Source organism: Streptomyces lacaronensis (genome assembly GCF_047337785.1).
Taxonomy (GTDB): domain Bacteria; phylum Actinomycetota; class Actinomycetes; order Streptomycetales; family Streptomycetaceae; genus Streptomyces; species Streptomyces lycopersici.
This window is the reverse complement of sequence record NZ_JBLHDK010000003.1, coordinates 8,169,026-8,192,558: the sequence shown is the minus strand read 5'-3', so window position 1 is coordinate 8,192,558 and position 23,533 is coordinate 8,169,026. Positions and strand designations below refer to the sequence as shown.

The following is a 23,533-nucleotide window of genomic DNA, read 5'->3' as shown; positions in this document are numbered from 1 at the left end:
CACCCCCACTGCCATGACCGCGAGTTCCGAAGCCTCCATGCCCACCCCCGTGACTACGCGTGATTCTCGCTGGAGCCCATCATCTGACATTCCGTCACGGAGGACACCCCCCTTGACGGACCGCCATAGCACGATTGGGTCACTGCCGGTCGGCCCGGGAGCTGCCCGGGGGTGTGGGTGCGCGTGCGGTAAGCGCCGAAGCCGGTCATGGTTGGGCGTGCTCCTCAGGAGCAAGTCGGCCCAGGAATTGGCCGATTCGCGGTAGCCGTCCGTCAAGATGCCGTCGAGAAGACAATGGTGATCGCCGACGGCGGCCCGTTCGATGCGTTCATGGATCTGCTGATACCGCTCGCGGGTCCGTAACACCAGCGGACGGGGCCGCCCATGGATGCCGAGTTCACGTTGGGCGAAGGCCCGATGGGTACAGAAGGTGTTCCCACGGACGAGGCGCCGTGCCCGCGGCTTGATCCGCACGTGCCGGCCGGCGGCGGGACGGTGGCCAGGCACCGCTCGTAGTAGCAGTGCGCCCGCGACGATCTCTGCCCGCACTCGGGACAAGATGCCGACGCGGCTCAGGACCGTACGGAGACACAGACCTCGACATCCGCGAGCACCAGCCGCTCGACCTCCACATCCACACCCAGGAAAGGGAGATCAGCCACGCGCACCGCTTCATCCACATCCAGGTGATTCCCACCCGCCGAACGACAACAGACACCCCCAAATCAGTGAACGGGAAGCCGCCGCCACTGCCCCGGACAAGGTGAACCAGCGGAGCGCTAGAAGATCACATCGCGCCACGCCGTCCGCAACCCGGCCTGGCCGAGGCTGAGCTCCTCGAAGCGTTTCTCGAACCAGCTGGTGCTGCCACTCGCCGGCCAGAACCCGCTGCCGAGCTTCTGCTGAGCGGTCTGGAACTCGTCGATGAAGGGGCGCCGCAGCGCGATGAAGTCGTCGATCGGTCCGCTGTCGCCGTCTTCCGCGTGACGGCAGAGGGCCTCCGCGACCAGCAGCGCGTCCTGGATGGACGTGTTCACGCCCTGGCCACCGATGTTGTGCATACCGTGCGCACAGTCCCCGAGGAGCAGCACCCCTTCACGCCTCCACGCCGATGCGCTGACGATCTGAGGGGTGATGGTGATGACCCGGTCCAGTAGCGCGTTCGACCTGAGTGCGTCGGCCAGGGGTCGGTCCTCGTCTCGCAGCACCGTGCGGCACCATTGCGCGACCTGGTCGGGTGTGGCCTCGCGGCCCATCAGGTGCGTGAAGACATAGGTCAGTCCGGGGGACGCGCCGGGAACCGTCGTGGCCATACCGTCCGTGCGGCGATGTGCCCGGATCGTTCGCGGGTAGTCTTCCGGGGTGGGCACCGGGACCAGTGAAAGAGTGTGGTCGGCGCCTTCGAGACGGGTGTCGATGCCGGCCATCTCCCGGGTTTCGGACTGCTTTCCGTCCGCTGCGATCAGCCAGCGCGACCGCAGCGTGAGCTGGTGGTCAGGATCGTCGACCGGTGCCACCACCGTCCGGCAATTCCCCGCCTCGGTGCGTTCCAGCCGACGGACCTGGGTACCCGCGAGGACGGCGACCGACGGATGCTCGCCCACTCGATCGAGCAGGGACTTCCGCAACATGCCCTGTGTCACGTTCAGGGCGTACCCCACGGGAGCCCCGGGCAGATCTTCGAAGGAACCGGCGAAGATCTGCTCCTCGGGGCTGTACTCCTCTATGGCGGTGATAGAACCCTCTAGTTCCACAGAATGCCGGAATTCGATCAGGCGGTGGAGCAGATCGAGCGTCACTGGCTGCAGCAGGGCGCCCTGAGGGCTCCGTGCGGGATCGTTCTGCCGTTCCACCACCGTGACGGACATGCCTCGTCGTGCCAGCACCTCTGACAGTACGAGCCCGGCCGGTCCGGCGCCTATGACGACGACATCGCTGTACGAACGGTTCATCGTGTCTCCCTCATGGGGCGGCTTCCCGCACATCGGAACACTGTGCGAGAAGCTGCCGGTCTCGCAGACGGGCGGCTGCCGTCCGCCCAGGCATGGTTCCCGACCGGTCACGGAAGGTAAGGACCGGTCATGAGCGGTCACACACCGGTATCGACCCTTTCCAGGAGTTCCAGGTTCGGGTAGACGGGACAGCCATAGAAGTATTCGAAGGGGGCGAAGGTGTCCCAGCGCCGCTCGTCCCGCAGATGCCGTGCCAACGCGTTGCCCTGGCTCCAGAAGTCGCCGGCCAGCAGCAGCGACACCTGCCGCTCCTCGATGTACTCCGGGAGCTGACTGCGGTACTCGCCGAAGTTGAACTTGAAGTCGTAGAAGCCGTGGATGAGCCGGAAGTAGGTGTCGTATCCAGTCTTGTAGAAGCTCTCGTACGAGGCCTGCAACTGCTCGATCCGACCAGGGTTCTCCAGCGCGGCGACGATGTTCCGGCCGGCCTCCCTGCCGGTCACCATGGCGAGATAGACGCCGCCCGAGAAGATCGGGTCGACGAAGCAGCCGGCGTCACCGACCATGAACCACCCCGGGCCCGCCAGCTGTTCGGAGAGATAGCAGTAGTCCGTCTCGATACGGATCTTCGTGGCGGGCCGTGTGCCGCGCAGCCGCTGGGCGATACGCGGAATCCGGCTCCGGTGGTCATCGAAGATCTTCTCGGGCTCGCCCTTGCGGAAGGTGTCCCGGTGCATCACCGTGCCGATGCTGATCGTGTCCTCCCATACGGGGATGGCCCACACCCAGCCGTCATCGTGGTTGCCAATCTGGATGTCGCCCTGCTCGCCGGGGTTCGCGGACTCGCTGAGCCCCGTGAAGTGACGGTAGAGGGCGACCATGCGGAGCTGGTCGACGCTGCGGCGCAGGCCGAAGGCCTGAGCGATCTTGCCACTGCGACCGCTGGAGTCGACCAGATACCGTACGCGGACTTCATGAGTGCGCCCCTCGTACCGGTAGCGGACCCCGACCACGCGTCCGTCTTCGATGAGGAGTTCATCGGCGGTGGCGGGGTTCAGTACCTGAGCACCAGCCGCACGGGCGTGTTGGAGCAGCGCGTTGTCGAAGTGGGCACGCTCGACCTGGAACGTACTGTGATGGCGCCCCGGCCCCTGGTCCTCGAACGAGACGCGCCGGAACATGCCGATGCTGTCGGTGAACTCGGCGCCGCACTTGGGGACGTACCCGTTGCCACGGAACTCTTCGAGGAGCCCCATCTGCTCCAGCAGTCCCGCCATATAAGGCAGAAGCGACTCACCTATATGGAACCGCGGAAACGGGGTCTTTTCCAGCAGAAGAACCGAACGCCCCTCTCTGGCGATTTCCGCTGCGGCCGTTGCACCGGCCGGCCCGCCGCCGATGATCACGACATCGAATTCTTCACGCAGGATCTCACTCATACCTTCTGCCTTCCTTCCCGATGAGCCGGCTGTCTTCCCCGATGAGCCCGCCGTCATCCGTCGCAGCGGACCGAGGTACCGGTGTACGCCTTCTGTTTCGAGTCCTACTTCGAGTCGAGCGATATCAATTCCTTGTCGCCCGGCGTTCCTTCGGCCGCGCCAGTGCGCCGCGCTTCCGCTTCCGGAGAGAGACCGGCTTCCAACTGCTCCGGCAATGCGAGCCGGTACAGCGGCATGGCGGCGGCGGTGGTGAGGACGGCCACCAGAACCAGCATGGAGAACACATCCTGGCTGATGATTCCCTGGGCCAGCCCTATATTGATGAAGATGAGGATCATGAGCCCCCTGGCATTCATCAACCCGCCGACGGCCCATGACTCGCGCCAGGAGAAGCCAACCGCTCGCATCGCGAGTCCACACCCGAAGTACTTTCCGATGAATCCTGCGGCGAGCACCAGGATGAATGAGGCGATCATGAACCATCCGGTCACACCGGCCAGCTGGGTATTGAGCCCGGAGAAAGCAAAGAATATGGGGAGCAGCAGGACACAGACCAGGTCCATCATTCGGCTGTGCAGCGCTTCACGAAAAGCCGGGTTCCGCGGCATGGAGAGACCGGCGATGAATCCCCCGAACACCGAGTAGATCCCGATGTAGTCGGTGCAGTAGCCGGATAGGAGCACGACGCCGAGGACCAGGTACATCTGGTCGAACCCCAATGTCCCCGTCCGCTCCACTCGGTTTCCGAGCGGCTGCAGGATCTTGCGCACCACCAAGAGCATGACCAGAACGAAAACCAGGGACAGGCCGATGGTACGCAGCGCCTGTCCGGCCCCGGCGTTGGCGTGCATCGCGGAGAGAAGCGCGAGGAAACACCAGGCGGCCGCGTCGTCGATGGAGGCTCCCAGCAGCGTCATCCTGCCCAGCCGCGAGTTCTCCAGTCCGCGCTCGTACAGGATGCGCGCGAGCATGGGGAACGCGGTGATGGAGAGGGCACCTCCGATGAACAGCGCGAACTCGAACGCACCGACGTCGGACCGGGACAACCTGTCGTGCAGAAGATAGCCCGCGCCGACGCCGAGCAGCAGCGACGGGACGATACCCGAGATGGCGAGCGCTCCGGCCTGGCGGACGGACTTCCCTTCTCCGTCGCCTTCGTGGTCGAGTCCCGCCCCGACCAGGAACATGAACAGAGTGAGGCCGATAGTACTCAGCACATAGAGCACCGGTGTCACCTCGGGGGCGAAGACATTCTTTTGCACGCCGGGAAACAGGGCGCCGAAGAAAGTCGGTCCGAGCAGCACGCCGGCGACCATCTCTCCGAGGACCCGGGGCTGTTTGACCAGCAGTGCCAGGCGCCCGCACAGAGCGGAGGCGGCGAGAATGACCACGATCGCCGGGAGAACCTTGAGCGTGAGCTCCAGGTTCTCATCCTTGGCGAGGGCCAACTGAGCATGCTGTAACAAGACGCACTCTCCCCGTTGGGTTGTGATGGACTACTCCAGTCGGCTGGGCCGCTCGTCGGCGCGGGACAACTCGCGATAGGCCCCCCGAAAGAAGATGAGCGGCCTTCTCTCCTCCGCGGCTCTCAGCCCGGCCTCGACGACCCTGCCCACCGTGATGAAGTGGTCGCCACCCTCATGGATGTCCGTGACCACGCATTCGATGACGGCGAGGACATCCGGCAGAATCGGCGCCCCGGTCATCCAGCGGGTCCATGACATGCCACCGAACCGATGCAGGCCGGGGCGCGAGAACTGTCGGGACAGATTCTGCTGCTCGGCGTTGAGGATGTTGACCGCGAAGCTTCCCGTCTTTGTCAAATGAGTGCAGAGCTGCGATGCCCTGGATACCGAGAAGAGGACCAACGGAGGATCGAGTGACACCGAACTGAACGAGTTCGCCGTCATGCCGATCGGTCCGACGGCCGTCATGGTGGTGACGACCGTGACTCCGGTGGTGAAATGGCCCAGAACATTTCTCAGCGCGTCCTGGTCGGGGAAGCTGTCAACCATGCTGTTCCCTCTGGGAGGCGTGAACGCGCGCCCGACGGTCATGCGGATACCAGCAGCCCTGCGTCTCCGAGCACCGCGCCGTGCGGCATGGCCGACTCGTAATCGCCGATGAGTACTTCCACCCCGTCGCGCTCAATGCTGATGACCTGCAGCCAGTCGTCCCGCGACGCGATGAACAGGCCGGTGTCCGAACGTCGTACCGTCCCGGGCGATTCGAGCGAAGCGCGGCAGTTACGGCCGGAGACGGCCACCCTCAAGATAACCGTCCGTGCCCCGTCCGCCCCGATGGTGTAGGCGCCGGGATGGCGATAGCCGGCCCGGACCGCTCTGCGCACCGACTCCGCGTCCCGGGTGAAGTCGAGCAGGTAATCCTCGTCGGTGGGGCGCCCGAAATATGAGCGCAGCGCCTCGTCCTGAGGTGTTCTGGCGAAGGTTCGGTCGACGAGTTGCGGTATCAGCTCTTGAAGCATCCTGATGTTGAGCTGTTCCTGGGCCGTGCGGAGTTTGAGCGCGGTCTCCTGCCCGGTGAGCGGCATCGGCTTCTGCATGAGAAGGGGGCCGGCATCGATACCAGGGGTGATCTCGATGGCTGACACCGCCCCGAACCGCTCCCCGTGGCGCACCATCCAGTAGAACGGCGCCAGCCCCGCATAACGAGGGAGCGGGCTCGGGTGGAAGTTGACGGAGGTAACCTTGGGCAGATCCAGCAGTTCCTCTTTGAGGATCTGCTGGTAGTTCCCCACGATGAAGTAGTCGGCCGCCAGGGAGCGCAAGTCATCCAGCGATTCGGGAGAGTTGACCTTCGCGGGCCGGAACACTCTGATCGCCAGCCTCTCGGCCTGTGCCACGAGGTCCACCTGCTGCGGATCGTCCACGAAATAGGAACAGAGCCGGCCTGGCCGGGAGGTCACCACGCCCACCAGGTCGACCTGCGGATGGGCCGCAAGCACCTCCAGGAACGGTGCTCCCAGTTTGGAGTTCACCTCCGAGAACAGGACGACGCGAATACGCTTCGTCGGCACTTCTACCCCCCATTTTCAGCGGTTGCTCGGGCTTGCTGAGTGTGGCTTCGCCGTTAGGCGTACCTGCCGGGCGCGATGGCCGAATTCGGGTCTATCGAGGTCTTCAGACGCCGGGCGACCTCTCGCGCCCCCGCGTCGGGACTCAGCCTGTTGATCCACTTCGTATGGTCGACATCGAGGCGGTAAGGGATGAACCCGGCTTCGGAGAAGAGCGCGTAGGCACGGTCCAGCGCACGGTGCGCACGCTCCGCTTCGGCCGGGTCGCGCTGGAATCTGATGGTGACGACGAAGTCGATGAGGTCACTGCTGAGCGCGTTGACGGTACAGCCGGCGCGTACTCCGGTCTCCGCGTGAATGACCGTGAGCAGTGCGTGCGCGTGGGCGACGGCCTCCCCGGAGAACGGAATCATGGGGAGGAAGAACAGCCAGCCCAATCCCTCCGCGTCCACCCGGTGGGCCGGCTGTCCCAAAGTGGCCTGGAGCATCGCGTCGTTGTAGCTCGGGTCACCGGAGTAGGCACTCTCGACCATCTTCACGACCACATCGTCATCGGCCGGGGAGCGGTCCGAGCGGGTGATCTCGGAGAACAGACCGCTGGCGGCCGCTTCCCCGGCGATCACCTCGGAGAGCAGATCGACTGAGCCGGAGGTGCCGTCAACGCACAGATGCGCCAAGAACTCCCCGACCTTCCCTCCGTAGAACTCGGCGGAGACCTCGTCGTAGATCTTCAGCACACCGCCCACCAACCCGTGCGCGACCCATCGGCGCATCTCGTCGACTGCCCCGACCAGCTGGTCCCGGCTGAAGCTGAGCCTGATCGTCCGCTGGGCCTCGGGCCTGGGGAGCAGACGGACGGCCGCCGCGGTGATCACTCCAAGATTGGACTGTGAGAAGAGCGGGAGGAGTGACGGCCCGAGTCCGTGGGGATACACGGCCGTGGACCGATCGTCCTCCGGCCACCAGCCCACATGGATCAATTGCCCGCTGGGGATGACCACCTCAAGGCCCACCAGGTCGTCGACACGCTGCTGACGGAGCCCCACTCCTCTGTCCAGGCCGTTTCCGATCACGCTGGTGTGTGCGGAGGAGGCCGTCACATTGAGCATGCGCCGGGTGCCGGTGAGCCGTTCGGCGAGCTGTCCCTGGGTGACGCCCGGTTCGATGACCGCCCAGCCCTTGTCGACGTCGATGCCGCGGATCTCGTCGAGTTCGCCGAGATGCAAGGTGACGGCATGGTCGAGCGCGGGCTCCCGAGACCCCAGCCCCCAGTTGTGTCCGGTACTGACAACGTGGAGTCCGCAGGGTACTTCGGGTGAATCGAAAAGCTCGACCAGTCGCTGAACCTGTTCAACGGTCGACGGCCGGATTTCACCGTACACGGTTCGGGAGCTGTACATTCCCACGTTTCCGGCCGCCGGTTCGCACACTGCGTTGGGACCTACGATCCGGCGGGCGGCGTCAAGAGTGCGCGCCATTCCGTCCACCTCGCCGCTTTCCGAGCTGTCGAGATCAATTGGCGGAATGGTCATGCCGTACCTCACCTTGCAGCGTCCCGGCCTTGGGGGTGTCCGAATCAATGGCCCCGATGTTGCCGACTGTCACAGGTTGCGCGTAAGCCCCGAAGGGTTACCCGAAGGTTGTCCCGGGATCCGACAGACGGGGTTCCCCGAATGGGCGCCCCATCTGGCGCACACGGACAGGCTGCGGGCATATGCCCGGCATGGCATGGAATATACGGCTATTGAGCGGATAGGCATCCTTATGATGAACCACTGCTCCATGGGACCTTTTCGGTGGCCATGAGATGGGCTGGGTAACGGAAATCGGAGATACGCATGGGCCGTGAGCATGCAGGGCAGTGACCAACCGGGGCCGATACCGACCGACAAAGTGTCGAAATTCCGTAGCGCACATAGCCGCGGGTACCTGTACCGTGCCAACGCGAAGGCCCATCGCGTTGGCCGGACGGGGGAGGTGAAGGCCACGGGGGGGGTGCCCGTCATGGGCACATGCCGGTAGCGCCACGCGCCGATCACTGCCTAGGGGCCCGCAGTGTGACCGTATATCACAGTTGAATCTTCAACGAATCCGGCGCGGCGCACCTCTCCAGGGCGTAGACCAAGATCGCTGACTCATCACGCCGTCGCCACGGTCAGTCGCGGCCGCGTGATCACTGAGCAGTTCCCGATCAATCCGCCTCACACAAAAACGAAAGCGATGGGAGACGCGCCGATGATCACGAATATTTCCGTAGCGGTATCCAGCGAGAACGAGTTCCGTCGACTGGGTCTTGAACAGCTGCTACAGCGAATTCCTTTTGTGGACTCATTCACCATCTACGAAGGGGCTGCGGAGCTCGCGGCCGCCGCCGGGGCGAACATCGACATATTCATCGTTCCGATCAAGGAACTCGATGAAGCACCGTCCGTCTTCATCGCCCGCTTACCGGAGGACAGTAAGACACTACTGCTCCTCAACGGCGTACCCGATGAGTGCGTGTCGTACATCGCCGCCGCGCCCGCGCACGGTTTTCTGTCCGAACATGAGCTGTGCGCCGAGTCCCTCGGTGACGCTCTGCGGCGCATGGTCGTCGGCGAGGTCCCCATGCCGCACGAACTGACGAAGAAGCTTCTGAAGCGCGCGAGCAAACCCTATTCGGCCGGCTCGGACCAGGTGCCGATCCATCTGACGCCGAGAGAGCAAGAGGTCCTGGTCCTGCTCGTTGACGGGCTGAGCAACAAGCAGATCGCGAGCCGGCTGCGCCTTTCGCAGCACAGCATCAAGCGCCTGGTCACGAACATCCTGGCAAAGCTCAATTCGCCGAACCGTACGTCGGCGGTGGCGAAGGCGCTGCGGGAAGGGCTGGTCTACCGGGCGGCGTCCGCACATGCCAGCTGACCGCGGTCCCGCCGTTCCCTGACGAGTTGGAGGGTGCTGCGGCGTGGCGTTGTGTTGCTCACAGCGTCACGTTCCTGCCGATGTTCCCTGAACGCTTCCGTTTCTCCAGTACCGCCTCCGGCCTGATGGCGGCCGCGCCTCGCAGATACGGGTGACGGAGGGCCGAACGCGGCCGGTCGGATATCACATGTGCCAGGACCCTGATGACTCGTGGCATCACGTCCGGCACGTTCATCTCCGTCGCGCATATCATGGGGACATCGGCGAGCCCGTATTCATGCGCGGCGAGTGCGGGGAAATCGCTGACGATATCCGGAGTGGCAGTGAAGAAGATACTGATCACGGATTCGGGCTGTAGATCGTTTTCCTCGAACACCGCCGCGAGGAGTTCCCTCGTGGCCCTGCGTATCTCCCACGCTTCATCCACATCGACCTGAGTCGCACCGCGGATCGCTCGCACGGTAACGGCACTGTCCCGCATTGATTCCGCCTCTGGTTCTGGCCCGTCACCCGTCCAGTCGGATGAGTCTCCCGTATACCGCGCTCACCGCTCCAGACCCAATAGGGCTGCTACATCGTGCCGGGTCCACACCATGCGTTCGGTATACCCATGTGGGCAGGCCGATCGGCGCCTCCGGGAGCTGGACGGGGAGATCACCAGGGACACCGGGGCACCGCCGGGGAGAACGGCCGGGCACGGGTCTCCGCACCAGCAGCCGCTCTTCCCCGGTCGGCGCCGGGAACCGGGGAACCTCAGGCACCGGCGGTCTGCGACGCGCTCACATCGCCAACCTGGTCGGACGACGGTTGGGCGGCCGCTTCGGAGGGTGCGCGACCCGGCGTAAGCAGGAAGGACAGACCCATCAGCACGGCGGCCGCCACGGGAACGTAGGTGACGTCCGAGACGCTGATGATGGCTCCTCCGACCGCGCCGGCCACACCGGTGCCGAGGTAGAGGCCGCTGATGTTGAGAGCGAGGGCCGTCATGCCGACCTGGGGGCCGGCCGCGCCCAGGATGCTGCCCTGGATCGGCGGGTTGAGCCCCCAGGCGAACACGGACCAGAAGGCGACGACGGCGCCGAGCACGATGGTGCTCTCGATACCGCTGAAACCGAGCACCGCGAGAAGCCCCAGGGCCACGGCGTGCCCTCCGATCACCAGGCGCAGGCTCCGTCGCGGTCCCATGCCGTCCGCGGCACGGCCGGCCAGCAGTGCTCCGGCCAGACCCGCGACACCCACGATGAAGAGCATGACCGACAGCAGTCCGTAGGAACCGTGCGCCACCGCGGCGGTGAACTCACCGAGGTAGGTGTAGAACATCAGGCCACCGCTGGCGGCCAGGAACGTGACGGTCACCAGGCGCAGAACCGCCATATCGCGCAGCGGACCGAGACGTTCCCTCAGTGGGGCGGGAGTGCTGCCCGCGATCTTAGGTGCCGTGACCGCCAACCCGATTGCCGCGACCGTACCGACCCCGGCAATCAGCCAGAAGGTGGCGCGCCAGCCGAACGCCCCGCCGAGCCAGGATCCGACAGGTACGCCGGTGAACAGAGCCGCCGTCATACCGGCTGTGACGACACCCAAGTACCGCCCCTGCATGCCCTCGGGGGCGCCCATCGCCGTCGTCGTGAAGGCCGCCGAGGTGACGATGGCCGCCGCCAGCGCGGCAAGGACCCGAGCGGCCATGAGGAACCAGTAGCCCGGAGCGACCGCGGCCGAGGCATTGGCCAGTACGAAGACCGCCAAACCCGCGATCATCACGAGCCGCTTGGGGAAGCGTTCGAAAATCACGGCCAGTGTCGGCGCTCCCACTGCGTACACCACGGCGAACACCGTGACCAACTGACCCGCGGCGGAGACGCTGACATCGAGATCCGCCGCGACGGTCTTGAGAACGCCCGCGATGATGAATTCATCGGTTGCCGTGGCCAGCAGTGTCATGAAGAGCACGAACAGCCAGCTGGGAAGGCTGCGTTTCATAGTGGGTAACCTCCACCTCGCATACGTTGAGCTCCATGCCGGAATGAGGGCTTACCCTCGCTCATCGCCTGAACTGATTCCTGTGGCGGTGTGGACATGGTCGCGTCGCGGCACCGCCCATCCGGACGCATATGTCCGGACCTCGACGATGACGCGTTCAGCCGGTCGGCTGGAGAAATGCCGTGCTGCCCTGGACGTGGACACACGCTAGGTGGTGACACTGGTGTCAAGGTCAAGCAGCAGCGCCGGAGAGCTTGAGTCACCCGTCCCCGAGGAGCCGTCAGCGGTGAATCCGAGACCAGTCCCCCTCAGTTGACAGCCCAGCGAGCGGAGTGGTCAGGTGTGATGGCGCAAACCCGCAGAAGTCGCATTCAGATGCCGTTTTCGAGTTCGCGCATTTCAGAATTTCGATGCGTCTTCTCGTTCGAGTGTCCGAGTGCCTACGTGTCTACCCACGTTCCCGGGCTCGCGAGCGCACGACAATGAGCACGAATGAGCGCACAACATCGCCGACCCTTGGAAGGAATCATTCGCGTGAGCATCACACCTGTGCCCGCTCCTCCTCGCCCGCGGTCGAAGGCCCCGGACCTCTCCGTGCCGCTGGCCGAGGGCGGAACCTGGAGTCTGACGGACCAGAATTCCCCGCGTAACTTCACCATGATCGTCTTCTATCGCGGTCTGCACTGTCCGGCGTGCCGGGGGCAACTGTCCCGGCTGGAGAGTCGCGTTGACGAGCTGATGGAGATGGGTGTCCATCCGGTCGCCGTCAGCGCGGATTCGCGACAGCGAGCCGAGCGGGCCCAATCCGAGTGGGGTCTGCGGAAGGTTCCCGTCGGTTATGGGTTACGGGTGTCCGCGATGCGGGAGTGGGGTCTCTTCGTGTCGGCCGCCGCGAATGAACACGAACCCCAGCACTTCAGCGAACCCGGACTCTTCCTGGTCAAACCGGACCAGGAGCTGTACTACGCCGCCATCACGAACATGCCCTTCGGGCGCCCCCCGCTGGACGAGCTGATCGAGGGCATGAACTTCGTCATCTCGAACGCCTACCCCGCTCGCGGCGACGTCTGATCCTCACCCATACGGAGACGGCGTACTCGGCCCCCGTGATGACCGGACCTGCGCCAGGTGGTCGGAATCCCGGGGGCCGACAGGCCATTCACACGCCCTGGGCCTGCTTCAGCAACTCCCCGAATTGATCCGCTCCTGCCTGCGTCCTGAGCGTGGCGATACGCTGGAGGAGCTGCTCCCGGTGCCGCTTCAGCATCGCCATCTTCTCGTCGATCACCGCCAGTCGCTCTTCATACATCGACACAGCGTGATCGGCGTTGCTGCACGACATGAAGTCGGTGACATCCATGTCCAGGCAGGGAGCGACCCGCTGGATGTCCTCCACGGTGAGTCCGGACTTCAGGAGCTCCCGCACATTCAGCACGCGGTTGATCGCAAGGTGGTCGTACTCACGCCACCCCTTGTCGCTCCGCTGCGCCTGTAACAGCCCCTTTTGTTCGTAGTAGCGGATGGACCGGCGGCTGACCCCAGTGCGTTCGGACAACTCTCCGATCTGCACGACAACTCCATTCACGGCGACGGTCTTGCGGCAAGGCTCTCGATGTCATGGTCCAGCTTGTGCTGCCCACCGGGCAACGGTGTCATGTGGCCGACTCGACTTCAGGCCACTCGGTAGGCGGTCCTCCGGCGGAAACGCTCGGGTCAGCCCCCAAGGGCGAGCCGATCCGCCAAGCGCTCGTCTGCCGACAACTCCACCTGTCCGAGCCTTGGCACACCCCACCCAACGACCACAGAACATCAGAGTGACCGGTATTGCACATCTTGGGCCAAGCCTCGATCCACCGGTGACGGTTTGAAGTGATCCTCTGAGGCTTTGCCGAGTGGTGCCACCGGCTCTTCCTCGCTCAGCGCGAGGACATCCGCGATCAGTTCCAGCAACGCGGCCTCGTCGTTGGCCACCCGCCGCGACAGCCTGCGCATGCCGTCCGGAGCCGCGAGAGAGTCGCGGGGCGGGCGGTGATCTCCGAGCATGTCAAAGCCCCCCGCCCAGCGAGCTGGACAGGGGCGCGGGCAAGCGGACCCAGTGCACAACGAGTGCACACCCGCGCGGGAAGTCCCGGGAGCCCCAGGTAGAAGAGAGAAGTGCGGCGGCCTGGCCGAGCACCCCGGACAGGGCATATTCCCTGGTCAGGGCCTTGAAGGCGGACGAGTCGGCCTGTACGCCGGGTTCTGTCTCCCGGGGGCCTCGCGGCCCTCGGGGAGGCGGCCATCCATCTAGGACCGACGTTGCCGCCGGTCTCGTGCGGTCTACCCGCGGACTCGGGCGGGCAGCCCTCGATCGTCCGCGCAGAGCCGCCGTGCGGCGGCTCCTCTTGACCTTGCTCCAGGTGGGGTTTACCGAGCCGTCCGAGTCACCCCGGACGCTGGTGGTCTCTTACACCACCGTTTCACCCTTACCGGTCGCCTCGCGGCGTCCGGCGGTCTGTTTTCTGTGGCACTGTCCCGCGGGTCACCCCGGGTGGGCGTTACCCACCACCTTGCCGTGTGGAGCCCGGACGTTCCTCGGCGGGGCCCTGAAGGACCCCGACGCGACCGCCCGGCCGGCTCGTCCGCCGTGTTGACCATGATACCCGGCGGACGGGCGGCCCCCGGTCGGGCCGGTCGGGCCGGGGATCTGGGGCCTGGGGGCATCGTCAGGGGTTGCGCGGGTGGGGTGGATCCGCCTGGGCTCCCGCCGTGGGCGGGGTCGGTGGGGCCGTGCTGCCCCGGGGGATGACTCGGGTGGGGAAGACCACGTGGCGGGTGGGGTCGGCCTCCGGGGCATCGATGATCGAGCGGGCCAGTTCCGCGGCGGCGCGGCCGATGTCCTCGACCGGCTGGGCGACGGTCGTGAGGTCGAGCCATTCGGCGAGGTGGTGGTCGTCGAAGCCGAGTACGGACATCCGGCCGGGGACGTCGACGCCGGAGGAGCGCAGGACCCCCATCACCTCGATCGCCACCTCGTCGGACTCGGCGAAGACGGCGGTGGGCGGGTTGCGCAGGCTCAGCAGGTGGCCGACGGCCTCGCGGATGCCGCGGCGGTGCCGGGCGACGGGGTAGAGGACCAGCTCCTCGTCGTACGGCAGCCCGGCCTCCTCCAGCGTCTTGCGGTAGCCGGTGAGCCGTTCCTTGGAGCTCCAGTAGAAGCCGGTGTCGTCGCTGGACTGGAGGAAGGCGATACGGCGGTGGCCGAGGTTGAGCAGATGGCGCATGCCGCGCTGGGCGCCGTCCACGTCGTCGATGTACACGCTGGGCCGCCCGGGGACATGCTGGCTGACGAAGACCACGGGCATGCCGAGTGCGTCCAACCGGGCCCGTTCCTCCGGGGTCAGGTCGAAGCAGGTCACCAGCATCGCGTCGGCGTTGCGCCGGGCGGGCAGCCGGTCGAAGAACGCGCCGCGTTCGGCCAGGTCCGTGACGCTGTAGACGAGCAGGTCGAGCTCGGCCTCGCGCAGCACCCCGCTCACCCCGGCGATGGTGTTGCCGAGGAACCACGAATCCAGGTGCGGGGTGAGCACGGCGATCCGCCGCGTCTTGCCGGTGACCAGACTGGAGGCGCTGCGCGAGATGGCGAACGACAGCTCGCGGGCGGCCTTTTCGACCCGGTCGCGGGTCTGCGGGGACACGCTGGACAGTCCGCGCAGGGTCCGGGAGACCGTGGAGACGGAGACGCCCGCGCGCTCGGCGACGTCGGCCATCGTGGCCTCGCCCCGGTGGCCGTCGGCACCGGCCGGTTGTTGACCCGGGACGCCGCACGGGACGCCGGTGACAGCGCTGTCCGGGGTCGCCGGTCCGGTCACACCGGCGGGTCTGTCGGAAGCTGCGGACATGGCGGGACGGTAGCACGCGGCCCTCCTTCCTCGGCAGGCACCGTCCGGTGGATTCTGGCAACGCTGTCACTCAGCCGTAGCCCCACGATCCTTGATTTTCCGCTGACCGGACCGTTGACACTCCTTATCGCCCCCGCCTAGCTTGCAAACGCTGTCAGAGAGGCAGCCCTGACGGGAACGAGAGGCGGGCGCATGGTTCTGAGCCGCAGAACGCCGCTTGCAAGCGCTGGCAGCCTCGCCATGACCGCCGGTCTCACCACCGCGTGCGGGACCAAGCGTCGTCACCGAATTCCTCGCCGACGCGGGCGGCGGTGTGCTCGGCCGATCCGGAAGCTCCGGCCGCTCCGGAGGGTCTGGAGGCTCCGGAGGACCCGGAGGCTCCGGCCGCTCCGGAGTTGTCACCGTCGCCTACGAACCCGCACAGCGTGCCGTGTCCCCTACGTCGCGTTCAATCTGCCCTTCTCCATCTGGATCCTGCACAACTATCTGCTCGGGGTGGCACGGGCGCTGGAGGAGGCGGCCACGGTGGACGGCGCGAATCCGCTGCGCACGGTGGTCTCCGTCATCCTTCCGCCGGCGCGGCCGGGGCTGTTCACGGCCGGGGTGTTCGCCACCTGGGCGGAGTTCCTGATGGCCCTCACCGATTCGCATTCGCATCCGTATCGTCCCATCACCGCGAGGACCACGTGACCCTTCAGCCCTCGGACCCCAACTGGTGGCGGCAGGCCGTCTTCTACCAGATCTACCCCCGCAGCTTCGCCGACTCCAACGCGGACGGCATCGGCGATCTGCCCGGTATCACCTCCCGGTTGCCGTACCTCGCCGACCTCGGCGTGGACTGCGTCTGGCTGAGCCCGTTCTATCCGTCCGCGCTCGCCGACGGCGGCTACGACGTGGCCGACTACCGCGATGTCGACCCGCGCCTCGGCACCCTGGACGACTTCGACCGGATGGTCGCCGAGGCGGACCGGCTCGGGCTGAAGGTCATGGTCGACATCGTGCCCAACCACACCTCCAGCGACCACGCGTGGTTCCAGGAGGCGCTGCGCTCGGCGCCCGGCTCCGCCGCCCGGGAGCGGTACGTGTTCCGCGACGGTCGCGGCCCGGACGGCTCGCTCCCGCCCACCGACTGGATCTCCTGCTTCGGCGGCCCGGCGTGGACCCGGCTGCCCGACGGGCAGTGGTATCTGCACCTGTTCGCGCCCGAGCAGCCGGACCTGAACTGGGACCACCCGGAGGTGCGCGCCGACTTCCTCACCACGCTGCGCTTCTGGTCCGACCGCGGCGTGGCGGGCTTCCGCGTCGACGTGGCCCACGGCCTGGCCAAGGATCTGGCCGAACCGCTGCGCGACATCGGGGACGTACGGAGCTACGACCCGGACGAGCTGCCCGAGGACGGCAGCCATCCGCTGTGGGACCGCGATGAGGTGCACGGCATCTTCCGCGCGTGGCGCAAGGTGATGGACGAGTACGAGCCGCCGCGGATCGCCGTCGCCGAGGCATGGGTCCGCAACTCCCGCCGCACGCCGTACGCCAGCCCCGACGAACTGGGCCAGGCGTTCAACTTCGACTTCCTCTACACCCCGCTGTCCGCGCCCGCGCTGCACACCGCCATCGACAGCGCGCTGCACGACGCCCGTACGGCCGGTGCCTCGGCCACCTGGGTGCTCTCCAACCACGATGTGATCCGGCACGCCACCCGGCTGGCGCTCCCCGACGAGCTGAGCCGGGCGGGACGGGAGGCGTGGCTGCTCGCCGACGGCCGGGAGCCGGAGGCCGACCGGGAGCTGGGGCTGCGCCGGGCACGTGCCGCGACGCTGCTGATGCTCGCGCTGCCTGGGTCGTCGTATCTGTACCAGGGCGAGGAGCTGGGCCTGCCGGAGGTGGCCGAGCTGCCCCGGGAGGCGCTCCAGGACCCGACTTGGGAGCGCAGCGGCCGGCGGATCAAGGGCCGTGACGGCTGCCGGGTGCCGCTGCCGTGGACGCGGTCCGGCCCGTCGTTCGGCTTCGGCGCGGGGGGCTCCTGGCTGCCGCAGCCGGAGTACTTCGGCGAGCTGTCGGCCGAGGCGCAGAACGGGGTGGCGGGCTCCACGCTGGAGCTGTACCGGGAGGCGCTGCGGCTGCGCCGCGCGCTGGGCGGCGACGAGGGCGTGGAGTGGGTCGGCTCGGTGGATGAGCTGAGCGCGGGGGTGCTGCACTTCCGGCGCTCCACCGGCTGGCACAGCCTCAGCAATCTGTCGGCGGTTCCGGTGCCGCTGCCGGAGGGCCTGGAGGTGGTGCTGGCCAGCGGTCCGCTCGACGGGGACCGGGTGCCCGCGCGGACGACGGTCTGGCTGCGCCAGGGGGTGTCCGACGGGTCGTGACGCCTGCGGCGGGCTGCTTTCCCCTACCCGCCCCTTCCCGCAACTGGGGCTCCGCCCCAGACCCCGGGGTCCGCAGTGGCGGAGCCCTGCCACCCGCCGGACACCCCGCAGCGGTTGGCCGTAGGCTGCGGGGCGGGGCGGGTCCGGGTTTTCCGGGCCCGCCCCGCGCCCCGTCGCCGACGACCATTCGACCTTCGAGGAGAGACCGTGCTCGTCCTGCTGCCGCCGTCCGAGGGAAAGGCCACAGGAGGCGCCGGGTCCCCGCTGGACCTGGGATCGCTGTCGCTGCCGGGCCTGGGCGGGGCGCGGGCGGAGGTGCTGGATGAGCTGGTGTCGCTCTGCTCGGGTGACGAGGCGAAGGCCGCGGAGGCGCTGGGGCTCAGCGAGGGGCTGCGCGGCGAGATCGCCAAGAACGCGGCGCTGCGGGAGGCCGCGGCGCGGCCCGCCGGGGAGATCTACACCGGTGTGCTGTACGACGCGCTCGGGCTGGCCACGCTGCCCGCCCCCGCCCGTCGCCGGGCGGGGCGGTCGCTGCTGGTCTTCTCCGGGCTGTGGGGCGCCGTACGGATCGACGACCGTATCCCCTCCTACCGCTGCTCGATGGGCGTGAAGCTCCCGGGGCTCGGCGCGCTCGGCACGTACTGGCGGACCCGGACCCCGATGGCCGAGGTGCTTCCGGAGGCCGCCGGGGACGGGCTGGTGCTGGACCTGCGCTCGGCGGCGTACGCGGCGGCGTGGAAGCCCAAGGGGGCGGTCGCGGAGCGGACGGCGACGGTGCGGGTGCTCCAGTCGAAGATCGTGAACGGGGTCGAGAAGCGGTCCGTCGTCAGCCACTTCAACAAGGCGACGAAGGGCCGGATGGTACGGGACCTGCTGACCGCGGGCGCCGAACCGGACGACCCCGGGGAGCTGGTGGACGCGCTGCGCGGGCTGGGGTACGTGGTGGAGTCGGCGCCGCCGGAGCGGGCGGGGCGGGCGTGGGGGCTGGATGTGGTGGTGACGGAGGTGTAGGCCCGTACTCGGGCGGTGTGTGGGTCGGCCGCCCGTTCCGGGCTGGGGCGCCCGGTCCCGCCGCCCTCTAGGCGTTCGTTGCGACATGCGCAACCACCATTGCGCAGTGCGCCGCCCCACGGGCAGGATGGGCGCCGTGACTAGCACCGCGCCCTCCCCCGGTTCCCCGGATTCCTCGCTGCTCGACCTCGCCCCCGTCATCCCCGTCGTCATCGTCCATGACGTGGCCGACGCGGTTCCGATGGCCCGTGCGCTGGTGGCGGGCGGGCTGCCCGCGATCGAGGTGACCTTCCGGACGCCCGCCGCCGCGGACGCGATCCGGGCGATCGCCGACGAGGTCCCGGACGCGGTCGTCGGCGCCGGTACGGTCCTGACCCAGGAGCAGCTGGAGACGGCCGTCGCCGCCGGGTCGCGCTTCCTGGTCACGCCCGGCTGGACGGACCGGCTGCTGGGGGCGCTGGACGCGTCCGGGCTGCCGTATCTGCCGGGGGTGTCGACCACCTCGGAGGTCGTGGCGCTGCTGGAACGCGGGGTCGAGGAGATGAAGTTCTTCCCGGCGGAGGCGGCCGGGGGCACCGCGTATCTGAAGGCGCTCGCCTCGCCGCTCCCCCGGGCCCGCTTCTGCCCGACGGGCGGGGTCAACGCCTCGAACGCCCTCGGATATCTGTCGCTCCCCAACGTCGGCTGCGTGGGCGGCACTTGGATGCTGCCACCGGACGCGCTGGAGGCGGGCGACTGGGCCCGGGTCGAGTCGCTGGCCCGGGAGGCGGCGGCGCTGCGGCGGTGACGGCGGCCACAACCGGCACCGTGACAGAACCGCCGCGACCGGCACCGTGACAGAACCGCCACAACCGGCACCGTGACCGCCACCGCGGTCAGCCCCTACCGCAGATGCGCCGTCTCGTTCAGCAGCCGCAACGAGGCGTTCCCGTCCCCGTAGTACGCCACCGCCGTCAGCGAGGCCGCCGAGAGCTCCATGCGGAACAGGGACTCCGGCGGGGCGCCCAGGGCCAGCCGGACCAGGGTCTTGATCGGGGTGACATGGGTGACCAGCAGCACCGTACGGGCCGGGTAACGGGCGATCAGCTTGTCGCGGGCGAGCGCGACCCGGCGGGTGACCGTCGCGAAGCTCTCGCCGCCGCCGGTGGGGGCCACCTCCGTGGAGGCCAGCCATGCGTCCAGGTCGTCCGGGTAGCGCTCCTTGACCTCCGCGAAGGTCAGGCCCTCCCAGGCGCCGAAGTCCGTCTCCCGCAGCCCCTCTTCGACACGGACGTCCAGGCCCAGGCGGCGGGCCACCACCTCGGCGGTCTCCCGGCAGCGCCGCAGCGGTGAGGCGACGACGGCCTGGATGGTGCCGCGTGCGGCGAGCGCCGCCGCCACCCGCTCGGCCTGGTGGCGGCCCACGTCGGAGAGTGCCGGGTCGGTGCCGCCACTGCCCGAGAAGCGCTTCTCGGGGGTGAGCGGGGTCTCCCCGTGCCGGAGCAGGACGAACGTGGCGGGGGTGCCCAGATCCGCCGAGCCCCAGCCCACCGCCGGAGCGCCCGTGGCGGCGGGCTCGGCGAGGGCGTCGTCGGCGGGTGCGGCGGCCTCCGGCGCGCCCGGCGCCAGCGTGCCGCCGGGCGGCACCTTCGGCCGCCACCGCTCGCCCCGCTTGCCCGCGTCCATCGCCTCGTTGGCGAGCCGGTCCGCGTGCTTGTTGTTCTCGCGCGGGATCCACTCGTAACTCACCTGGCCGGGCGGGACGATCCCCTGGGCCTCGGCGGCGAGCGGCCGCATATCGGGGTGCTTGATCTTCCAGCGGCCCGACATCTGCTCGATGACCAGCTTGGAGTCCATCCGCACCCGGACCTCGGCCGCCGGGTCCAGGGCGTACGCCGCCCGCAACCCGGCGATCAGGCCCTTGTACTCGGCCACGTTGTTGGTCGCGGTGCCCAGGTACTCGGCCACCTCGGCGAGCGTCTCACCGGTCTCGGCGTCGCGCACGAGGGCGCCGTAGCCGGCCGGCCCGGGGTTGCCCCGGGACCCGCCGTCCGCCTCGACGATGAAGCGCCGCGCCATCGGCCTACAGCCCCGACTCGGGCGTACGGACCAGGATCCGGCGGCAGTTCTCGCAGCGCAGCACCGTGTCGGGGGCCGCCGAGCGCACCTCGTTGAGCTCGGTGATGGCGAGCTCCTGGCGGCAGCCGTCGCAGCTCCGCTGGTAGAGCCGGGCCGCGCCGACGCCGCCCTGCTGCTGGCGCAGCTTGTCGTAGAGCTTCAGCAGATCGGCGGGGATGGTCCCGGCGATCACCTCGCGCTCCTTGGTGACGGCCGCGATCTCGGCGTCGATCCCCTCGGCCGCCGCGTCCCGGCGCGCGGTGGCGTCACCGATCTTCGACTGGAGGGACCCCACCCGCTCGGTCAGCTCGGCGGCCCGCTCCTGGACGGACTCCCGGCGCTCCATGACCTCCAGGACGATGTCCTCCAGGTCGCCCTGGCGCTTGGCGAGGGAGGCGATCTCGTGCTGGAGGTTCTCCAGGTCCTTCGGCGAGGTGACGGCCCCGGAGTCCAGGCGCTTCTGGTCGCGGGCGGCGCGCTGGCGCACCTGCTCCACGTCCTGCTCCGCCTTGGTCTGCTCGCGGGCGGTGTCGCTCTCCTCGGTCTGCGCGGCGATGAGCAGGTCGCGCAGCTGGGTGTGATCGGCGTTCAGCCTCTCGATCTCGGCGTGCTCGGGCAGCGTCCTGCGCTTGTGCGCGAGCTGCGACAGCCGGACGTCGAGCGCCTGGACGTCGAGGAGGCGGATCTGATCGGCGGGCGCGGCATTCAGCGTGGGGCTCCAGGGGAGTCGAGTGGGACGGAAACGAGGTCAGGGAGTCGAGCGAGGGGCGGCGGGGGCCGCGGCGTGGGCCGTCCAGGGATCGGTCACGATACGGGAGACATGCGTCCGCAGACCCCAGCCGTGCCGGTCGGAGATCTCGTCCAGCTGGGCCGCGGCCTGCTCGGTCCAGGGCCATTCGGTGGCCCAGTGCGCGGCGTCCAGCAGGGCGAGATCGCTGTGCTCCCGCGCCTCCGAGGACGGGTGGTGGCGCAGATCGGCGGTGAGGAACGCGTCGACCCCGGCCGCGCGCACCGCGTCGAAGAGGCTGTCGCCGGAGCCGCCGCTGACGGCCACCCGGTGGACGTTACGGTCCGGGTCGCCCGCGGCGCGGATCCCCTGCGCGGTGGCGGGCAGCCGGGCGGCGGCGCGCTCGGCGAACTCCCGCAGCGTCTCGGGGTGGTCGAGCTCGCAGATCCGGCCCAGCCCCCGGCGGCCCTCGGGGTCGGTCGCGTCGGGCACCAGCGGACCGACGATCCGCAGGTCGAGCGCGCCGGCGAGGGCGTCGGAGACGCCGGGGTCGGCGGTGTCGGCGTTGGTGTGCGCGACATGCAGGGCGATGTCGTGCTTGATCAGGGTGTGCACCACCCGGCCCTTGAAGGTGGAGGCGGCGACCGTGGTCGTCCCCCGCAGATAGAGCGGATGGTGGGTGATCAGCAGATCGGCGCCGAGATCCACCGCCTCGTCGGCCACTTCCTGAACCGGGTCGACGGCGAACAGCACGCGGGTGACCTCGGCGTCGGGTTCACCGCACACCGTGCCGACGGCGTCCCACTGCTCCGCCCGCTCGGGCGGCCAGAGGGCGTCGAGTGCGGCGAGGACGTCGTTGAGTGCGGGCACGGGGCAAGGCTACCTCCCGGATCACGGCTGAGCCCTGCCCCGGCCTTCACTCAGCGCGACGGCCCCGAGGGCGTCCGTGCGACGGTCCGAAGGGGCGGGCTCAGTGGACGAGGTAGCCGCGCAGGTCGTCCAGGACCCGGTCGGCGGCGGTGACGCCGAGGCCCAGGTACCAGGTCTCCTCGTCCACGTTCTTGGCCCGGCCCGCCTTGACCGCCTTCAGCTTCTTCCACAGCGGGTTGGACTGCGCCTGGTCGCGCTTGGTGGCCTTGGGGTCGCCGTAGACACCGGTGAAGATCCAGTCGGCGTCGGCCTCGTCGATCCGCTCCGGGCCGATCTCCGCGGCGAGATCGTTGATCTGCTGGTTCTTCGGGCGCGGCAGACCGACGTCCTGGAGGATGGTGCCGATGAAGGACGCCTTGGCGTAGAGCCGGGTGGCCTGCGGCATGAAGCGGAGCATGGTGATCGTCGGCTTGTCCGCGCCGATGTCCTCGCCCAGCTTCTCGGCCTTCTTCTCGTACGCGTCGAGGTTGCGCTCGGCCTCGGCGGTGCGGTCCAGGGCCGCGGCGTTGAGGCGGTAGTTCTCCTTCCAGGTGAAGCCGGGGCGGATGGAGAACACGGTCGGGGCGATCTGCTTCAGCTCGTCGTAGAGCGGCTCGGCGCGCAGCTTGCTGCCGAGGATCAGATCGGGGTGGAGGGCGTTGATGGCCTCGAGGTTGAGGTTGTTGATGGTGCCGACGTTCTTCGGGTTCCCGGCGTCCTTCTTGAGGTAGTCGGGCATGGCCTGGTCGCCCTCGGAGGGGGCGTAGCCGACCGGCTTCAGCCCCAGCGAGACCACGTTGTCGAGCTCGCCGACGTCGAGCACCACGACCCGCTTCGGCTTGCTCTTGAGCTCGGTCTCGCCCATCGCGTGGGTGATGGTGCGGGGGAACGCGCCGGGCCGCGCGTCGGTGCCCAGCTTCGCGGTCTCCTCGGCCGCCTTGCCGAAGTCCTTGCCGCCCTGGGCGACGGACTTCCCGCCCCCGCCATCGCGCTTGCCGCCACCCGCGCCGCCGTCCGAGGATCCACAGGCGGTGAGGGAGAGCGCCCCGGCCAGGGCGAGGGCGAGGGCGGCACTGCCGCGGGCGCGCAGGGACATGACGGAGCTCCAGGGATAGCCGGGCGCGCCCGTGTCCACGAGCGCGCCGATCGCACTTAGGTGTGCCTTACTTTAATCACAAACCATCCCCGCGTCGCTTACAGCACATTCACCCCCGACCTCTCAGGCGAATCGGGCAAGAG

General features: G+C 68.2%; 21 protein-coding genes and 1 other RNA gene. 6 read left to right on the top strand and 16 right to left on the bottom strand.

All coding sequences use genetic code 11. The features are described 5' to 3' along the window. Positions 1 to 779: 779 nt before the first annotated feature. The 6 genes from ACMTAK_RS35190 to ACMTAK_RS35165 form a co-directional block, all read right to left on the bottom strand. Complete coding sequence (locus ACMTAK_RS35190; protein ID WP_413809906.1) at positions 780 to 1,952, bottom strand: FAD-dependent oxidoreductase; 1,173 nt, start codon at positions 1,950 to 1,952, stop codon at positions 780 to 782. 137 nt (positions 1,953 to 2,089) lie between these two features. Further along, on the bottom strand, positions 2,090 to 3,391 hold the full coding sequence (locus ACMTAK_RS35185; RefSeq protein WP_413809905.1) for an NAD(P)/FAD-dependent oxidoreductase: 1,302 nt from the start codon (positions 3,389 to 3,391) through the stop codon (positions 2,090 to 2,092). 104 nt (positions 3,392 to 3,495) lie between these two features. Next, entirely contained in the window at positions 3,496 to 4,839 is a 1,344-nt protein-coding gene (locus ACMTAK_RS35180; protein ID WP_413809904.1) for a cation:proton antiporter, read from the bottom strand. A 48-nt stretch (positions 4,840 to 4,887) separates the two neighbouring features. Continuing rightward, positions 4,888 to 5,448 carry a flavin reductase family protein gene (locus ACMTAK_RS35175; RefSeq protein ID WP_413809903.1) on the bottom strand — a complete coding sequence of 187 codons (561 nt, stop codon included), beginning with the start codon at positions 5,446 to 5,448 and terminating at the stop codon, positions 4,888 to 4,890. Beyond that, the gene (locus ACMTAK_RS35170) at positions 5,445 to 6,428 is read right to left on the bottom strand and encodes a methionyl-tRNA formyltransferase (protein ID WP_413809902.1); all 984 of its coding nucleotides are present in this window, start codon (positions 6,426 to 6,428) and stop codon (positions 5,445 to 5,447) included. Before ACMTAK_RS35170 ends, ACMTAK_RS35175 begins: the two co-directional genes overlap by 4 nt. Before the next feature lie 53 nt (positions 6,429 to 6,481). Beyond that, the gene (locus ACMTAK_RS35165) at positions 6,482 to 7,825 is read right to left on the bottom strand and encodes an FAD-binding oxidoreductase (RefSeq protein WP_413809901.1); all 1,344 of its coding nucleotides are present in this window, start codon (positions 7,823 to 7,825) and stop codon (positions 6,482 to 6,484) included. Between the two features lie 769 nt (positions 7,826 to 8,594). On the opposite strand from ACMTAK_RS35165, the gene ACMTAK_RS35160 reads away from it, so the two are divergent. After that, the gene (locus ACMTAK_RS35160) at positions 8,595 to 9,326 is read left to right on the top strand and encodes a response regulator transcription factor (protein ID WP_413809900.1); all 732 of its coding nucleotides are present in this window, start codon (positions 8,595 to 8,597) and stop codon (positions 9,324 to 9,326) included. A 58-nt stretch (positions 9,327 to 9,384) separates the two neighbouring features. On the opposite strand, the gene aroH is transcribed toward ACMTAK_RS35160, so the two are convergent. After that, positions 9,385 to 9,807 (bottom strand): chorismate mutase, encoded by a 423-nt coding sequence (aroH, locus tag ACMTAK_RS35155; RefSeq protein WP_413809899.1) that lies wholly within the window; start codon positions 9,805 to 9,807, stop codon positions 9,385 to 9,387. A 272-nt stretch (positions 9,808 to 10,079) separates the two neighbouring features. Beyond that, on the bottom strand, positions 10,080 to 11,306 hold the full coding sequence (locus tag ACMTAK_RS35150; RefSeq protein WP_413809898.1) for an MFS transporter: 1,227 nt from the start codon (positions 11,304 to 11,306) through the stop codon (positions 10,080 to 10,082). Between the two features lie 534 nt (positions 11,307 to 11,840). Between ACMTAK_RS35150 and ACMTAK_RS35145 the strand changes: the two genes are divergently transcribed. Then, positions 11,841 to 12,377 carry a redoxin domain-containing protein gene (locus ACMTAK_RS35145; protein WP_413809897.1) on the top strand — a complete coding sequence of 179 codons (537 nt, stop codon included), beginning with the start codon at positions 11,841 to 11,843 and terminating at the stop codon, positions 12,375 to 12,377. Between the two features lie 88 nt (positions 12,378 to 12,465). On the opposite strand, the gene ACMTAK_RS35140 is transcribed toward ACMTAK_RS35145, so the two are convergent. The 4 genes from ACMTAK_RS35140 to ACMTAK_RS35125 form a co-directional block, all read right to left on the bottom strand. After that, a complete protein-coding gene (locus tag ACMTAK_RS35140) occupies positions 12,466 to 12,876 on the bottom strand; it encodes a MerR family transcriptional regulator (protein WP_413809896.1) in 411 nt (136 codons plus the stop codon). Between the two features lie 239 nt (positions 12,877 to 13,115). Then, positions 13,116 to 13,277 carry a hypothetical protein gene (locus ACMTAK_RS35135; RefSeq protein WP_413809895.1) on the bottom strand — a complete coding sequence of 54 codons (162 nt, stop codon included), beginning with the start codon at positions 13,275 to 13,277 and terminating at the stop codon, positions 13,116 to 13,118. Positions 13,278 to 13,520: 243 nt separating this feature from the next. Then, positions 13,521 to 13,926, bottom strand: an RNA gene (gene rnpB / locus ACMTAK_RS35130) — RNase P RNA component class A. Between the two features lie 85 nt (positions 13,927 to 14,011). Further along, positions 14,012 to 15,187 (bottom strand): LacI family DNA-binding transcriptional regulator, encoded by a 1,176-nt coding sequence (locus tag ACMTAK_RS35125; protein ID WP_413809894.1) that lies wholly within the window; start codon positions 15,185 to 15,187, stop codon positions 14,012 to 14,014. 192 nt (positions 15,188 to 15,379) lie between these two features. Between ACMTAK_RS35125 and ACMTAK_RS35120 the strand changes: the two genes are divergently transcribed. From ACMTAK_RS35120 to eda, 4 genes are all read left to right on the top strand, one after another. Beyond that, entirely contained in the window at positions 15,380 to 15,877 is a 498-nt protein-coding gene (locus tag ACMTAK_RS35120; RefSeq protein WP_413809893.1) for an ABC transporter permease subunit, read from the top strand. Beyond that, complete coding sequence (locus tag ACMTAK_RS35115; RefSeq protein ID WP_413809892.1) at positions 15,874 to 17,550, top strand: glycoside hydrolase family 13 protein; 1,677 nt, start codon at positions 15,874 to 15,876, stop codon at positions 17,548 to 17,550. The genes ACMTAK_RS35120 and ACMTAK_RS35115 overlap by 4 nt, the downstream gene beginning before the upstream one ends. Positions 17,551 to 17,757: 207 nt before the next feature. Then, the gene (yaaA, locus tag ACMTAK_RS35110) at positions 17,758 to 18,561 is read left to right on the top strand and encodes a peroxide stress protein YaaA (protein ID WP_413809891.1); all 804 of its coding nucleotides are present in this window, start codon (positions 17,758 to 17,760) and stop codon (positions 18,559 to 18,561) included. Positions 18,562 to 18,688: 127 nt separating this feature from the next. After that, a complete protein-coding gene (gene eda, locus ACMTAK_RS35105; protein WP_413813091.1) occupies positions 18,689 to 19,348 on the top strand; it encodes a bifunctional 4-hydroxy-2-oxoglutarate aldolase/2-dehydro-3-deoxy-phosphogluconate aldolase in 660 nt (219 codons plus the stop codon). Between the two features lie 95 nt (positions 19,349 to 19,443). Here eda and ACMTAK_RS35100 read toward each other — a convergent pair whose 3' ends face one another. From ACMTAK_RS35100 to ACMTAK_RS35085, 4 genes are all read right to left on the bottom strand, one after another. Then, positions 19,444 to 20,619, bottom strand: a complete 1,176-nt coding sequence (locus tag ACMTAK_RS35100) for a bifunctional RNase H/acid phosphatase (RefSeq protein ID WP_413809890.1) — start codon at positions 20,617 to 20,619, stop codon at positions 19,444 to 19,446. A 4-nt stretch (positions 20,620 to 20,623) separates the two neighbouring features. After that, on the bottom strand, positions 20,624 to 21,367 hold the full coding sequence (locus tag ACMTAK_RS35095; protein ID WP_413813090.1) for a zinc ribbon domain-containing protein: 744 nt from the start codon (positions 21,365 to 21,367) through the stop codon (positions 20,624 to 20,626). Between the two features lie 39 nt (positions 21,368 to 21,406). Continuing rightward, positions 21,407 to 22,255 carry a Nif3-like dinuclear metal center hexameric protein gene (locus ACMTAK_RS35090; protein ID WP_413809889.1) on the bottom strand — a complete coding sequence of 283 codons (849 nt, stop codon included), beginning with the start codon at positions 22,253 to 22,255 and terminating at the stop codon, positions 21,407 to 21,409. Positions 22,256 to 22,355: 100 nt separating this feature from the next. Beyond that, the gene (locus ACMTAK_RS35085) at positions 22,356 to 23,390 is read right to left on the bottom strand and encodes an ABC transporter substrate-binding protein (RefSeq protein WP_413809888.1); all 1,035 of its coding nucleotides are present in this window, start codon (positions 23,388 to 23,390) and stop codon (positions 22,356 to 22,358) included. Positions 23,391 to 23,533 lie beyond the last annotated feature (143 nt).

Coding starts and splice junctions, on each gene's coding strand:
- ACMTAK_RS35190 (WP_413809906.1), bottom strand. CDS start 1,952: ATGAACCGTTCGTACAGCGATGTCGTCGTCATAGGCGCCGGACCGGCC.
- ACMTAK_RS35185 (WP_413809905.1), bottom strand. CDS start 3,391: ATGAGTGAGATCCTGCGTGAAGAATTCGATGTCGTGATCATCGGCGGC.
- ACMTAK_RS35175 (WP_413809903.1), bottom strand. CDS start 5,448: ATGACCGTCGGGCGCGCGTTCACGCCTCCCAGAGGGAACAGCATGGTT.
- ACMTAK_RS35165 (WP_413809901.1), bottom strand. CDS start 7,825: ATGTACAGCTCCCGAACCGTGTACGGTGAAATCCGGCCGTCGACCGTT.
- aroH (WP_413809899.1), bottom strand. CDS start 9,807: ATGCGGGACAGTGCCGTTACCGTGCGAGCGATCCGCGGTGCGACTCAG.
- ACMTAK_RS35150 (WP_413809898.1), bottom strand. CDS start 11,306: ATGAAACGCAGCCTTCCCAGCTGGCTGTTCGTGCTCTTCATGACACTG.
- ACMTAK_RS35125 (WP_413809894.1), bottom strand. CDS start 15,187: ATGTCCGCAGCTTCCGACAGACCCGCCGGTGTGACCGGACCGGCGACC.
- ACMTAK_RS35120 (WP_413809893.1), top strand. CDS start 15,380: ATGGTTCTGAGCCGCAGAACGCCGCTTGCAAGCGCTGGCAGCCTCGCC.
- eda (WP_413813091.1), top strand. CDS start 18,689: ATGGGCGCCGTGACTAGCACCGCGCCCTCCCCCGGTTCCCCGGATTCC.
- ACMTAK_RS35100 (WP_413809890.1), bottom strand. CDS start 20,619: ATGGCGCGGCGCTTCATCGTCGAGGCGGACGGCGGGTCCCGGGGCAAC.
- ACMTAK_RS35085 (WP_413809888.1), bottom strand. CDS start 23,390: ATGTCCCTGCGCGCCCGCGGCAGTGCCGCCCTCGCCCTCGCCCTGGCC.